Raw genomic sequence first — 13603 nt, forward strand, 5'->3', positions numbered from 1 at the left:
AGAACAATCATGGCTGCACTTGAACTTTGCAACGTCCGCAAGAGCTATCCCGGAAGCAACCACGACACGCTGAAAGACATCGATTTGAAAATCGACGACGGGGAATTTCTGATCCTGGTCGGGCCGTCCGGGTGTGGGAAATCCACGCTGATGAACTGCATCGCTGGCCTGGAAGAGATCACGGGTGGAGAGATCCGTCTGGACGGAGCCGACATCAGTGGTGCCAGCCCGAAGGACCGCGACATCGCCATGGTGTTTCAGTCGTACGCGCTGTACCCGACCATGACCGTGCAGGAAAACATCGCCTTCGGTTTGAAGATGCGCAAGGTGCCGGCGGCGAAAATCGAGGAAGAAGTGTCGCGTGTCGCCAAGTTGCTGCAGATCGAACATCTGCTGGGCCGGAAACCTTCTCAGCTATCCGGCGGCCAGCAGCAGCGCGTCGCCATGGGCCGGGCACTGGCACGGCGGCCGAAGATCTACCTGTTCGACGAGCCGCTGTCGAACCTCGATGCCAAGCTGCGGGTAGAGATGCGCACCGAGATCAAGCTGATGCATCAACGGCTGAAAACCACGACGGTGTACGTCACCCACGACCAGATCGAGGCAATGACCTTGGGGGACAAGGTCGCGGTGATGAAGGACGGCATCGTCCAACAGTTCGGTACGCCGAAGGATATCTACAACAACCCCGCCAACCTGTTCGTGGCGAGCTTTATTGGATCGCCGCCGATGAATTTCATCCCGCTGCGGCTGACCCGTCAGGCCGATGGCTGGCGCGCGCTGCTGGAAAGCGGTCAGGATCGCTGTGAGCTGCCGTTGAATCTGGCGGATGGACAATCACTGGAAGGGCGAGAGGTCATCCTTGGCATCCGCCCGGAGCAGATCAGTGTGGGGACCGAAGCCGATCTGCCTTCGCTACGTGCCGAAGTTCAGGTCATCGAGCCGACAGGGCCTGACACCATGATCTTCGTCAGCCTCAACCAGACCAAGGTGTGTTGCCGGCTGGCGCCGGACGCCGCGCCGAATCCGGGTGAGAGCCTGACGCTGCAATTCGAGCCGGACAAGGTGCTGCTGTTCGATGCGCAGAGCGGTGAGCGACTGGGCGTCACGCCCGGAAACGGCTCCTCGGGTCGCAACGGCACCGTGACCCGGTTGGTCGCGCGGTGAGCCGCGGTACAGCAAAGTGAAGAAAAGGCCGGGTCGCCGTGTATCTGCGTACCGGCGCCTGTCTCCTGGGAATGTTATTGATATTTCAGGTTTTTCAACTGTAGGTGACGAAGGTCGCCTGCCGTGAAAAATAGAGCCGCAACGAGCAGCGAAGCTGGCATGCGGATCGAAAGGAGAGCCATACCGGCTCAATCCAAGAGCAGTAACAACAATAAGAGCTAATTGGAGCGGATATGAAAAAAACGACACGCCTGGGCCTCGCAGTCTCGCTGGCCAGTCTCGCTATGCCGTTTACTGCGCAGGCTTTGGACTTCAACGGCTATGTGCGTAGTGGTATCGGCGAATCGACTGCAAGCGAATCGCAGGCCTGCTTCCAGCTGCCGGGCGCAGCATCCAAGTTCCGACTGGGCAACGAATGCGAGCAGTACGCCGAGTTGGGGCTGCGTCAGGACCTGTTCACGATGGATGACGGCTCGGTGCTGAGCGTCGAGGGCATGGCTGCGCTGTATAACGAATACGACCACACTCCGAAGTTCACCGGCGACCATGGCTTCGCGCGGCTTGTACAGGCCTACGCCGAATGGAGCAACGTTGCTGCGCTGAACAACGGGTCTTTGTGGGCCGGCCGTAGGTTTTACAAGCGGAATGACATCCACATATCCGACTTCTATTACTGGAACCAGAGTGCAACCGGTGCCGGCATCGAGAACGTCGAAATTGGAGGGTTGCAATACAGCTACGCGTTCTCGCGTAAGGACAGCGTCTTCCAGGAAAATTACACCAATCGTCACGATTTCAACGTCGGCGGCTTCGACACCAACCCCAACGGCGAGCTGCAGTTCGGTGTCAGCTACATCGCCGATCCGGACCGTGGCGACTCCAACAGTGGCTGGTCCGTGACGGCTCAGCATGAGCAGATCGGGTTTCTGGGTGGCAGCAATACCTTCGCAGTGCAATACGGCGAGGGCCCGGGCACCGGGCTTGGCTACACGGGCGATGTGACCCTGGATGAGAGTGCTAAGAGCTGGCGGGTTGTGGAGTTCTTCGACTGGCAGGTGACCCCGCGTTTCGGTGGGCAATTCCAGGCTGTGTATCAGAAGGACACGCGTCAGGATGGCGGCGATCAGGATTGGATTTCGGTAGGCGTGCGCCCGGTTTATGCGTTGACCGAGGAGTTCAAACTGGTGGCCGAGCTGGGTCACGATCAGATCGACGCTGAAGCCGGGACTCGCAAACTGACCAAGTTCACCATCGCCCCGACCTGGTCACCCGCTGGCCCTGAGTTCTGGGCGCGTCCCGAGTTCCGCCTGTATTACACCTACGCTCAGTGGAACGACGCTGCGCAAGAAGCCGCCAATCTCATGGCCACTGGCAGCGCGCTGTCCGAAACGGGTGCTTTCGGCAGCGCGCAGCATGGGTCCAACTTCGGCGTCCAGGTCGAATATTGGTGGGATTGATCGAGGCGATAGCCTAATTCGCTTAGAACCTAGTGGCGGCAAGGGCTTCTACTCTTCGTAGGGGGCCTTAGCTGAACTGGAGGTGGTTTTGGGCGACAAGGCGAAAAACCCGTGCGTCAGTATCTGCAAGCTAAAAGACGACATCTGTATCGGCTGCGGGCGCAGCCGGGACGAGATGAAGGCTTGGAAGGGGATGAAGAACAAGGAGCGCAAGGCGGTCAACGAAGTGGCCGCCGAGCGACTCAAACAGCTAGGCAAGGCGAAGAAGAAAAAGAAGTGATCAGCTCTCTTCGCTTGGGTAGCGGGTCGCCATCAGGCTTTCCTTGATCTTGCGCAGATGGGGTTGGAAATCCACGCCTCGCTTCAGTGTCACGCCCGCTGCCAATGCGTCCAGTACCGTTAGCTGGATAATCCGAGACGTCATTGGCATGTAGATATCGGTGTCTTCCGGCAGCGGTATATCCAGGCTCAACGTGGAGACTTTCGCCAGCGGCGAGCCGGCGGCCGTTAGTCCGAGAACGGAGGCGCCGTTATCCCGTGCGATGGTTGCAGCTTCCACCAGTTCACGGGTGCGGCCGGTGTAGGAAATGATCACGAACAGATCACCGGTATGCGCAACCGATGCCAGCATCCGCTGCATCAGGACATCGCTGTGTGCGGTCACTGGCAGGTTGAACCGGAAGAACTTGTGCTGTGCGTCGAGCGCGACCGATGCGGATGCACCCAGACCGAAGAAATGAATTTGACGCGCCTGAATCATCAGGTCGACGGCATGGCTGATCGCCTGAGGGTCGATTGCCTGGCAGGCACTGTCGAGCGACGCGATGGCGCTGCCAAAAATCTTTCTGGTATAGGCCTCTGGGCCGTCATCGGCCTCTACGGCCCGGCTGACATAGGCCGCGCCACTGGCGAGACTCTGTGCCAGCTGGATTTTCAGAGCGGGGTAACCGGCCGCACCGAATGAGCGACAGAAGCGATTCACCGTTGGCTCGCTGACCTTTGCTGCCTGAGCCAGTGCCGCGATGCTGTAGCGCGTCGCCTCCTGCGGGTCGCGAAGGATCACCTCAGCGACTTTGCGCTCCGCCTTGTTCAGCTCGTCGAGCCGATTTTTTATCTGTTCCAAGAGATTTTTCATGCGATCCATGTCTCTTCCTTCAGGGACTCGTGCCCGAAGCTACGGATAGTAGCGAAACTGGAGCACGAAAAAATCGAGTTATGTTGTTTTAATAACAACATTTTCTGCTTAAAATGCGGCGATGAACCTGTCACGCAGCCTAATTTGGTTAATATAAAAATCATGCCTGCTATTACTGTTGACGCGACTACCTTTGCCTTGTTCGGCGCCCTCGGTGATCTGGCGCTGCGCAAGTTGTTCCCTGCACTCTATCAGCTCGACCGAGCGGGGCTGCTCAATAGCGATACGCGCATATTGGCGCTGTCCCGCGACAAGGGAGAGCCAGCAACCCATCTCGAGCGCATCGATCAAGCGCTGCGGCGCTACGTGCCGGCAGCGCAACTGGATGAGGCCGCCCTGGGCCGCTTTCAGGCGCGTCTGGGCTATCTGACCATGGACTTCCGTAATGCGGAGGACTACGCAGCGCTGGCTGAACAAGTGTCTCCGGCGATGCCACTGATTGCCTACTTCGCCACGCCTGCTGCTGTTTACGGCTCTATTTGCGAGCATCTCGCGGGTGCCGGACTAGCAGAACAAACCCGTGTGGTGCTGGAAAAACCGATTGGACACGATCTTGAGTCGTCGCGATTGGTCAACGACTCGGTCGCACGGTTCTTCCCCGAGACGCGCATTTACCGGATTGATCATTACCTTGGCAAGGAGACTGTGCAGAATCTGATTGCACTGCGCTTCGCCAACAGCCTGTTCGAGACCCAGTGGAACCAGCACCACATCTCCCACGTCGAGATAACGGTCGCCGAGACGGTCGGGATCGAAGGGCGTTGGGGGTATTTCGATCAAGCGGGTCAGCTGCGCGACATGATCCAGAACCATCTGCTGCAGCTGCTGTGTCTGATAGCGATGGATCCGCCAAGCGACCTGACTGCCGATAGCATTCGTGACGAAAAGGTCAAGGTGCTCAAGGCGCTGGCGCCGATCACGCCGGAGCGTTTATCTCGCCAGGTTGTGCGTGGCCAGTACGTGGGGGGAGCGGTCGGCGGAAAGCAGGTTCCAGGTTATCTGGAAGAAGAAAATTCCAACGCTGAAAGCAGCACCGAAACCTTCGTTGCACTGCGGGCCGACATCTGTAATTGGCGCTGGTCCGGTGTGCCGTTTTACCTGCGGACAGGCAAGCGGATGGCGGAAAAGGTCTCGCAGATCGTCATCCACTTCAAAGAGCCGCCTTTCTATATCTTTGCGCCCGAACAACGGTCATTGATCAGCAATCGGCTGATTATCCGCTTGCAGCCGGACGAAGGGATCTCGTTGCAGGTCATGACCAAAGAGCAGGGCCTGGACAAAGGCATGCATCTGCGCAGCGGCCCACTGCAGCTGAACTTCTCCGAGACCTACAAAAGCTCGCGCATTCCGGATGCCTACGAGCGGTTGTTGCTTGAGGTGATGCAGGGCAACCAGAACCTATTTGTCCGTAAGGACGAAATCGAATACGCCTGGCAATGGTGCGATCAGCTTATCGATGGGTGGTCGCGTATCGGTGACTCGCCCAAGCCCTATCCCGCGGGCTCCTGGGGCCCTGTCGCCTCCATTGCATTGATTACCCGCGACGGGAGGTCTTGGTATGGCGATCTCTGAACTTGAGCTGCCGTCGGACGTGGTTGCGCACAGCCTGCCGGGGCCGGAACAGCTGGCGCAGGCGTTGGCTGATCGGGTTGCCGGTGCGCTGCAATACGCAATCGCCAATCATGATCGTGCGAGCCTGGTGGTGTCGGGCGGACGGAGCCCTATAGCGTTCCTCGAAGCGCTGTCAGTGCGCGACTTACCGTGGGCGAAAGTGCAGGTCAGCTTGGCCGACGAGCGCTGGGTCGAACCGGCAGACCCGGAAAGCAATGAGGGCTTGCTCCGCCGACACCTCCTACAAAACGCCGCGGCCGATGCGCAGCTTGTGGGCCTGTATCAAGCAGCTCAGACCTTGGAGCAAGCGGCAGAGCGGGCAAGCGAGAAGCTGGCTGGCTTCGCTCGGCCGATCGATGTGCTGGTGCTTGGAATGGGCAGTGATGGGCATACCGCATCGCTATTTCCGAACAGCCCGCTGTTGGCAAAAGGGTTGGATGAAAATGGTACTGACTTCTGTCTGCCCATGCTGGCGCCTGTCAGTCCGGAGCAGCGCATCAGCATGACCTATCCGCTGCTGGCATCCGCTCGCGTTCAATGCCTGGCGATTCAGGGCTCCGCCAAGCTGGAAACGCTGCGCCAGGCCATGCGGCTCGAACCTTCGCAGATGCCGATTCGGGCGTTTCTGCATTCTCCTTTAGAGATCTACTGGTGCCCGTGAGGCCCGAGGACTTTTCCATGACCATGGACCAGAAAAACGCGCTGATCGAGAAGATCTGTACCGAAGCTCGCATCCTGCCGGTGATCACCATTGGCAGCGAAGAGCAAATCCTGCCGCTGGCCGATGCACTCGCTGCTGGTGGGCTGACGGCCCTTGAGATCACTCTACGGTCTGCGCATGGGCTTACCGCCATTCGTCGCTTGCGCCAGGAGCGGCCCAACCTCTGTGTCGGTGCGGGTACAGTGCTGGACAAGCGCATGATGGACGAGGTCGAGGCGGCCGGGGCCCAGTTCATCGTCTCGCCGGGCTGCACCGACGAACTGCTGCAAGCTGGCGTCAATTGCTCCGTGCCACTGCTGGCCGGTATCAGCAATGCATCCGACATCATGCGCGGCTACGCGCTCGGCTATCGACGTTTCAAGCTGTTCCCGGCCGAAGTGTGCGGCGGGGTCGCCGCCATCAAGGCGCTGGGTGGACCTTTTGCCGATGTGCGCTTCTGCCCAACGGGCGGCGTGAATGCAAACAACGCGGCGCAGTACTTGGCGCTTCCGAATGTCATGTGTGTCGGCGGGACTTGGATGATTGATGGTGCCGCGCTCAAAAGCGGCGATTGGGAGGCCATTCAGCAAGCCACGGCTGAAGCGCTGGCCTCGTTGAACAAAGGCTGACCGCAAATCGAGGCGCGCCGGGCGCGCCTCCTATCTGGCTGCTAACCTTCTCGTGCTTCAGCATTCCGTTGCGCGTATAGTGCGCGGCCTTTCTATCGGAACTGCCACACCGGGAGGTGCCCAGATGACCGAACACGAAGATACAACCCCGCATATTGCCCACGGCGAAAAACTGCAGAAGGTATTGGCCCGTATTGGCCTTGCCTCGCGACGCGACGTGGAAAACTGGATCGCGGCTGGCCGAGTCAAGGTCAACGGATCCATAGCGACGCTCGGACAGCGTGTCGACTTGCATGACGCCATTGCGGTCGATGGCCGCTTGCTCAAGCGAGAAGAAGCGGCTGAAACAGTTCGCCGCGTGCTCATCTACAACAAGCCCGATGGTGAAATTTGCACCCGTGACGATCCGGAAGGTCGCCCGACGGTTTTCGATCGCCTGCCGCGTCCGAAAGAGGGGCGCTGGATCAACATCGGTCGTCTCGACATCAACACGACTGGATTGCTGCTGTTTACCACCGATGGCGAGCTGGCCAACCGTCTGATGCATCCTTCTTACGAAATGGACCGTGAGTATGCGGTGCGGGTGCGTGGCGAGGTCGACGAGGAGATGATCGAGCGACTGAAGACGGGCGTCATGCTCGAAGATGGCCCGGCTCGTTTCACAGACATCCAGGAGGCGCCGGGTGGTGAAGGGTTCAACCACTGGTACCACTGCGTAGTGATGGAAGGTCGTAATCGAGAAGTCCGACGTTTGTGGGAGTCCCAGGGGCTGGTGGTCAGCCGTCTAAAGCGTGTGCGCTTTGGTCCGGTGTTCATGACCTCCGACTTACCGATGGGGCGCTGGCGCGAAATGTCCCAGAGCGAAGTCGATATCCTCAGCGAAGAGGTTGGCCTCAAGTCAGTGGCGCTGCCAGGCATGAAAGCCAAGACCAAGGACAAGCTTGATCGCATGCAGCGCAAGGTGGCCAAGCCAATCGGACGTGGGGACCGTCGGCCTCGCGTGTTGCGCTCTTCCCATGAAGCTGATGTGGCTGGGGATGCAGGTCGCGGCCGGGGCGCTCGCGGTGATAAACCTGCACGCAAGCCGCGCGACAATGATGAGCGCAGTAAACCAAGCCGCGGTACACCCGTGGCGGAGCGGCCAAGTGCTGTGGGCCGAGATCGCAAACCCTCACCGGTGAAGCGCGGTGGTCCGGCAGCTACTGACGGTCAGCGTCCTGGTTTCGGGCGTGGTGATCGCTCCAAGCGGCCATGACGGCATAGCGTAAAGCGAAAAAAGAAGGGCGAAGCCATTAGGTCTCGCCCTTTTTTGTTTGTTTGACCCGCGGATAATTTCGCTACGCCGAGGCCACGCGCGTCAGATTGCGTCCGTCTTGTTTGGCTTGGTAAAGGGCTTGATCGGCGCGACGCAGCAGATCGTCCTGTGACTCGCCAGGCTGGTGGGTCGCACAACCAAGGCTGGCCGACAGCCGGACCTGTTTGTCTCCGACCAGCAAGCATAGGTTTTGAATGGCGGCTCTGATCCGTTCGGCCACAACGGCCGCAGCCTCCGGTCCGCTGTTGGACAATACGAGAACGAACTCCTCGCCACCAAAGCGGAACACCATGTCGACGTTGCGCAACTGCTCCTTGAGCAATAGCGCGGTGGCTTTCAGGGCGGCGTCTCCGGCCTGGTGTCCGTAGGTATCGTTGAGGCGCTTGAAATGATCCATATCCAACATGATCACCGACACGGCTTGGCTGTGGCGGCGGGACAGTTCGGTCTCTCGCGACAATGCGTGAACCATCGCCGCGCGGTTACCGGCGCCGGTCAACGGATCCTTGAGCGAGGCTTGAACGGCTTGTCGGTAAAGCAATGCGTTGCGCAATGGAAACAGCAGGCAGTCGAGGGCGTTTTCCAGTTGTTCCAAGACAGGGTCGGGTACGTACTGCGAGCTGAACAGGCACAGTTCGCCAAGGCAATCTCCGCTATGGGAAAGTGAATAGCTGACATCAAAGCCGTTGGCTTCGCCTATTTGAAGCTGGAAGTCGGTGCCGGAGTGGCTGTAGGAAAGGGCTCGCAGTGGAACCAGATTGCTGACTTCTTCAAAAAAGAAATCTAGCAGGCGGTCGAGCTCCAAGCTGGTTTGCAAACGCAGCGTCAGTAGCCTTAGCCGCTCGGAAAAGCCATGTTGGTCCGTCGACAATGTTTTGCTGAAACTGATGTCCAGCCGTCGAACGCGCGCGGTGCCGATATCGATTGTAGAAGGGGTCTGCTTATCTGCCAGCATGGGAGTGAACCTCAGAACGCTGCCTGCGTTGATAGAGGTTCTATAGCGAATATGATGCCAACTTAAAATATCTAATAAAAACAGTTGGTTAGGTAAATGATGGCGAATCCGGCGGCAACAGGTTGCCAGCGAAACGGCGGACTGATGCCAATTTGACATGCAGGCCGCCATAGCGGCGCCAGTAAACAGGCGCCGCTGCTGGATATTCTACTGGGCGTCAAATGCCCGCCCATTTACGTCCTGACTATCGGGGCCCATCAGATACAGGTAGGCAGGCATGATTTCCGCGGGCAATGGATTCACTTCGGGATTCTCCCCTGGATAGGCTTTTGCGCGCATGTCGGTACGGGTCGCACCTGGGTTGATGCTATTGCTGCGCACAGAGCTGGTACCCTCGAGCTCATCGGCCAGCACCTGCATCAAGCCTTCGGTGGCGAATTTAGAGACCGCATATCCGCCCCAATAGGCGCGTCCTTTCCTGCCAACGCTGCTGGAGGTGAAAATCACGGAAGCGTCATCAGCCAGTTTCAGCAGAGGCAATAGGGTGCTGGCTAGCATGAAGGTTGCGTTGACATTCACTTGCATGACGCGCATGAAATTGTCACCTGACAGCTGTTCGATCGGTGAGCGGGGGCCGACGATGCTGGCATTAAGGAGCAGGCCGTCCAACCGTCCGAACTCCCGTTCAACGGTGGCGGCAAGTTCGTCGTATTGGTGCGGTAAGGCCGTTTCCAGATTGAGCGGTATCACAGCGGGTTGAGGCCAGCCGGCTGCCTCAATGTCGTCATAAACACGGTTGAGGTTGTCCTCGTTCTTACCCAGCAAAAGGACGGTTGCTCCATGTGCTGCGTAGGCTTTCGCGGCGGCTTCGCCAATTCCGCGCCCTGCGCCGGTGACCATGATGATCCGATTCTTGAGCAGGTCGGGACGGGCGGAGTACTCGAACATCTGAAGCCTCATAAACAGAGCGGGGTAATTGCCCACTGAAGGTTGTCGGAAGAAAGTGATGGCTGAGAAGGGTCAGTCCAGCGTTCGCAGCTAGAGAAACTGACGGAGCTCGAGCGGATGATTCACCACCACGTCTGCGCCCCAGGTATCCGGATCGTCATCGGGGTGGATGTAGCCGTAACGCACGGCGGCCGTGCGGCTACCTGCTGCACGGCCGGACTCGATATCGCGAAGATCATCCCCAACGAACAGGACCGTTGCAGGGTCGAGGTCGAGTTGGCTACAGGCCAACAGCATAGGCTCAGGGTCGGGTTTACTCTGGCTGACATGATCGGGGCAGACCAGAACAGCGGAGCGAGAGGCCAGGCCCAATTGCTGCATGATCGGCTCGGCGAAACGCACCGGCTTGTTGGTGACCACACCCCAGATCAGATCTGCTTGCTCGATCTCGCTCAGTAGTTCTGCCATCCCTTCGTATAGCTTGCTCTCAACGGCACAGTGCCCTTGATAACGCTCCAGAAACTCCAGCCGGAGTATCTCAAACTCATCAGAAAGCGGGTCGACGTCAAAAGCGCTGAGTACCATCGCCCGGGCACCACCGGAAACGACGTCACGCACCTGTTGATCGGGAACACGATCTAGGCCGCGCGCCATGCGCATAGCCTGAGCCACGGCGATAAAGTCCGGAGCGGTATCGAGCAGCGTGCCGTCCATATCGAATAACACTGCGCGCAGACGCATCAGGCCTCCCGCAGTGTCTGGATCATGTAGTTCACATCCACGTCAGGTGAGAGCTTGTAGTGCTTCGTCAGGGGGTTGTATGTCAGGCCGATTATGTCCTTCACCAGAAGCCCGACTTCGCGGCTCCAGGCGCCCAGTTCGGATGGGCGGATGAACTTGCGATAATCATGTGTGCCACGCGGCAACAGTTGCAGCACGTATTCCGCGCCGACGATTGCGAACGCATAGGCCTTCGGATTACGGTTGATCGTTGAAAAAAACACCTGTCCACCAGGCTTTACCATCTTGTGGCACGCGCGAATGACCGAGGCGGGGTCAGGGACATGCTCGAGCATTTCAAGGCATGTCACTACATCGAACTGCTCTGGCATTTCTTCTGCCAAGGCCTCAGCAGTGATCTGCCGGTACTCGATCTCTAACTCTGACTCAAGCAAATGCAGACGGGCAACGGACAAGGGTGCCTCGCCCATGTCGATGCCCGTCACCGTAGCGCCGCGCTGAGCCATGGCTTCGCTGAGAATTCCGCCTCCGCAGCCAACGTCCAGGACCTTTTTGCCGGCTAGCGATACGTGCTCATCAATCCAGTTGACCCTGAGCGGATTGATCTCGTGCAGCGGTTTGAACTCACTTTCGCGGTCCCACCAGCGATGTGCGAGAGCTTCGAATTTGGCGATTTCGGCGTGATCGACGTTGCTCATTGTCTGTTCCATTTATAAGCCTGAGGGGGAAGCTTGAGCAGCAGAGGCCCATGTTGCCAGGTTCGGTCAGATGCGGGACATCTACTGAAACGCTTCGTGTAAGTCAGTTTGTCGCGGTGGTTAAAACTGAGGGTAGCCCCGTCTCAGTGTTTTGAGCTGATCTTCTCTCCCCATTCCTGGGCGGTGGCGATGAGCTGCTCCTCGTCCATGCGGGTGAGATGACGGTCGTCGAGCAGTTGCTTACCGGCAACCCAGACATGACGCACGCAGTCTCGGCCGCTGGAATAAATAAGTTGGGATACGGGATCATAAACGGGCTGCTGTGCTAGGCGCGATAAATCGAAGGCCACTAGATCCGCGAATTTCCCGATCTCGAGCGATCCGGTGTGATCGTCCAGCCCAAGAGCGCGTGCACCGTTGAGCGTGGCCATACGCAGCGCGCGATGGGCATTAAGAGCGGCCGCCGATCCCGAAACGGCCTTAGCAAGCAGTGCCGCGGTGCGGGTTTCTCCCAGCAGGTCGAGATCGTTGTTGCTGGCCGCTCCATCAGTGCCGATGCCCACATTCACGCCAGCTTCCCACAAACGCTCCACAGGACAAAAACCGCTGGCCAATTTCAGGTTGGACTCAGGGCAATGGATCACGCTGCAGTTATGTTCGACCAGCAGAGCAATGTCGTCGTCGTTTACCTGGGTCATGTGCACGGCTTGGAAGCGAGGCCCTAAAAGCTGTAGGCGCGCCAAGCGTGCAAGCGGGCGCTCACCATAGTGGTTCAGCGCTTCTTCCACCTCATGTGCAGTCTCATGGACATGCATATGTATGCCGATGTCCATTTCTGCGACCAATGTCCGGATGCTTTCCAGCTTATCGTCGCTGACCGAATAGGGAGCGTGGGGGCCAAAGGCGATACTTAGGCGTGGATGGTGTTTGAGGTCGTCGAACAGCCCAACACCTTTACGAAGCGCCTCGTCGGCGTTGCGGGCCCCAGGAATAGGAAAGTCCAGAACCGGAATCGTTATTTGCGCGCGAACCCCGTGTTTATGTACGAGTTGGCTGACGACCTCAGGAAAGAAGTACATATCAGAAAAACAGGTAATCCCGCTCTGCAGCTGTTCCGCGATAGCCAGCTCGGTGCCTGCTTTGATAAACGCCTCGTCGACCCACCTGCTTTCTGCCGGCCAGACATGCTCGTGCAGCCAGGTCATCAGTGGTAGATCATCAGCCAGACCGCGGAAAAGGGTCATAGCTGCGTGGCCGTGAGCATTTACAAGCCCTGGCGCAAGAAGCATTCCGGAAAGGTCACGCGTCTCGTTGGCCACGTGCTGTCCGGCGTGTTCTCGGGGTGCTATCAGCACGATGCGTCCGTCACGGATTCCCAACGCATGGTTCTTCAGCACAACACCAGCTGGCTCGACTGGGACGAGCCAGGTCGGAAATAGCAAGAGGTCGAGCGGCTCGGCAGAAGTGTGGGGCATATGGATCATCGGATACATAGAGACGAGGGGCTGAGTGTAAAGCCTGTCGACCCCGGTTTGAAGAAAGCCTGGGCAGACTTTGAAGCCTCTACATCTATATAGGAACACGATCGCCAGACCCAGCAGGTGAATAATCAACAAAGCTCAAAACAACGGTTGACGTGAGAATCTGAGTGCCTATAATGCGCACCTTCTCCGGCGCAGGCCTTTAGCGAAACCTCTTGTAAATCAAGGAGTTAGCAAAAATAAAGGGTTGCACGGGTGGCGAATTCGAGTAGAATGCGCCGGGCTGGCAGGGTGGTGGTTGAGTCCTGTTAGTGGCTTCGGTCAGGTTGATCGGAAGCGGTTGAAAGAGGTGGTTGACAGCGGTTTTAGACGCTGTATGATTCGCCTCCCGCTAACGAGAGACGCTAGGTTGATCGGAAGCGCAAGCGCTTGAGAAGAAAGAAAAAGTTCTTCAAAAACAGCTTGACGAGAAACAAGGCTGCTGTAGAATGCGCGGCCTCGGTTGAGACGAAAGACTTGATCGAAACGCTCTTTAACAACTGAATCAAGCAATTCGTGTGGGTGCTTGTGAGGTAAGACTGGTAGTCAGCAAGATTATCAGCATCACAAACACTCAACGAGAAATCATTGAGTGCTCTTCTTGAGGGTGACCTTTTGAAGAGATTGCGATTGCTGAGCCAAGTTTAGGGTTTTCTCAAAACCCATG

At 58.0% G+C, this 13603-nt stretch carries 13 protein-coding genes; 7 read left to right on the plus strand and 6 right to left on the minus strand.

Annotation, left to right across the window (positions count from 1 at the left end; translation table 11 throughout):
* Nucleotides 1-9 precede the first annotated feature (9 nt).
* The 3 genes from ACIGHL_RS06580 to ACIGHL_RS06590 all read left to right on the plus strand — a co-directional run bounded on the left by ACIGHL_RS06580 (nt 10) and on the right by ACIGHL_RS06590 (nt 2904).
* Nucleotides 10-1167, plus strand: a complete 1158-nt coding sequence (locus ACIGHL_RS06580) for an ABC transporter ATP-binding protein (protein ID WP_128120648.1) — start codon at nt 10-12, stop codon at nt 1165-1167.
* Nucleotides 1168-1400: 233 nt separating this feature from the next.
* The gene (locus ACIGHL_RS06585) at nt 1401-2624 is read left to right on the plus strand and encodes a maltoporin (RefSeq protein WP_128120649.1); all 1224 of its coding nucleotides are present in this window, start codon (nt 1401-1403) and stop codon (nt 2622-2624) included.
* Between the two features lie 88 nt (nt 2625-2712).
* A complete protein-coding gene (locus ACIGHL_RS06590) occupies nt 2713-2904 on the plus strand; it encodes a DUF1289 domain-containing protein (RefSeq protein ID WP_127839052.1) in 192 nt (63 codons plus the stop codon).
* Here the strand turns inward: ACIGHL_RS06590 and ACIGHL_RS06595 are convergent, their stop codons facing one another.
* The gene (locus ACIGHL_RS06595) at nt 2905-3759 is read right to left on the minus strand and encodes a MurR/RpiR family transcriptional regulator (protein WP_177327113.1); all 855 of its coding nucleotides are present in this window, start codon (nt 3757-3759) and stop codon (nt 2905-2907) included. It abuts the gene before it with no gap.
* Nucleotides 3760-3921: 162 nt separating this feature from the next.
* Here ACIGHL_RS06595 and zwf point away from each other — a divergent pair, with 162 nt between their 5' ends.
* The 4 genes from zwf (at nt 3922) to rluB (ending at nt 8014) form a co-directional block, all read left to right on the plus strand.
* The gene (zwf, locus tag ACIGHL_RS06600; protein WP_128120650.1) at nt 3922-5391 is read left to right on the plus strand and encodes a glucose-6-phosphate dehydrogenase; all 1470 of its coding nucleotides are present in this window, start codon (nt 3922-3924) and stop codon (nt 5389-5391) included.
* Nucleotides 5378-6091 (plus strand): 6-phosphogluconolactonase, encoded by a 714-nt coding sequence (gene pgl, locus ACIGHL_RS06605; protein ID WP_128120651.1) that lies wholly within the window; start codon nt 5378-5380, stop codon nt 6089-6091. Before zwf ends, pgl begins: the two co-directional genes overlap by 14 nt.
* A 17-nt stretch (nt 6092-6108) precedes the next feature.
* The gene (locus tag ACIGHL_RS06610) at nt 6109-6759 is read left to right on the plus strand and encodes a bifunctional 4-hydroxy-2-oxoglutarate aldolase/2-dehydro-3-deoxy-phosphogluconate aldolase (protein ID WP_128120652.1); all 651 of its coding nucleotides are present in this window, start codon (nt 6109-6111) and stop codon (nt 6757-6759) included.
* Nucleotides 6760-6883: 124 nt separating this feature from the next.
* Nucleotides 6884-8014: a 23S rRNA pseudouridine(2605) synthase RluB gene (gene rluB / locus ACIGHL_RS06615; RefSeq protein WP_128120653.1), complete on the plus strand. Its 1131-nt coding sequence runs from the start codon at nt 6884-6886 to the stop codon at nt 8012-8014.
* A gap of 82 nt (nt 8015-8096) precedes the next feature.
* On the opposite strand, the gene ACIGHL_RS06620 is transcribed toward rluB, so the two are convergent.
* From ACIGHL_RS06620 to ACIGHL_RS06640, 5 genes are all read right to left on the minus strand, one after another.
* Entirely contained in the window at nt 8097-9029 is a 933-nt protein-coding gene (locus ACIGHL_RS06620; RefSeq protein WP_128120665.1) for a GGDEF domain-containing protein, read from the minus strand.
* A gap of 207 nt (nt 9030-9236) precedes the next feature.
* A complete protein-coding gene (locus tag ACIGHL_RS06625; protein ID WP_128120654.1) occupies nt 9237-9977 on the minus strand; it encodes a YciK family oxidoreductase in 741 nt (246 codons plus the stop codon).
* Nucleotides 9978-10067: 90 nt separating this feature from the next.
* Nucleotides 10068-10718 carry an N-acetylmuramic acid 6-phosphate phosphatase MupP gene (mupP, locus tag ACIGHL_RS06630; RefSeq protein WP_128120655.1) on the minus strand — a complete coding sequence of 217 codons (651 nt, stop codon included), beginning with the start codon at nt 10716-10718 and terminating at the stop codon, nt 10068-10070.
* Nucleotides 10718-11416 (minus strand): bifunctional 2-polyprenyl-6-hydroxyphenol methylase/3-demethylubiquinol 3-O-methyltransferase UbiG, encoded by a 699-nt coding sequence (ubiG, locus tag ACIGHL_RS06635; RefSeq protein ID WP_128120656.1) that lies wholly within the window; start codon nt 11414-11416, stop codon nt 10718-10720. Before ubiG ends, mupP begins: the two co-directional genes overlap by 1 nt.
* Nucleotides 11417-11559: 143 nt before the next feature.
* On the minus strand, nt 11560-12891 hold the full coding sequence (locus tag ACIGHL_RS06640; RefSeq protein WP_128120666.1) for a TRZ/ATZ family hydrolase: 1332 nt from the start codon (nt 12889-12891) through the stop codon (nt 11560-11562).
* Nucleotides 12892-13603 lie beyond the last annotated feature (712 nt).

The sequence above is a fragment of the Pseudomonas sp. NPDC077451 genome (assembly GCF_044543345.1).
Lineage (GTDB): Bacteria > Pseudomonadota > Gammaproteobacteria > Pseudomonadales > Pseudomonadaceae > Stutzerimonas.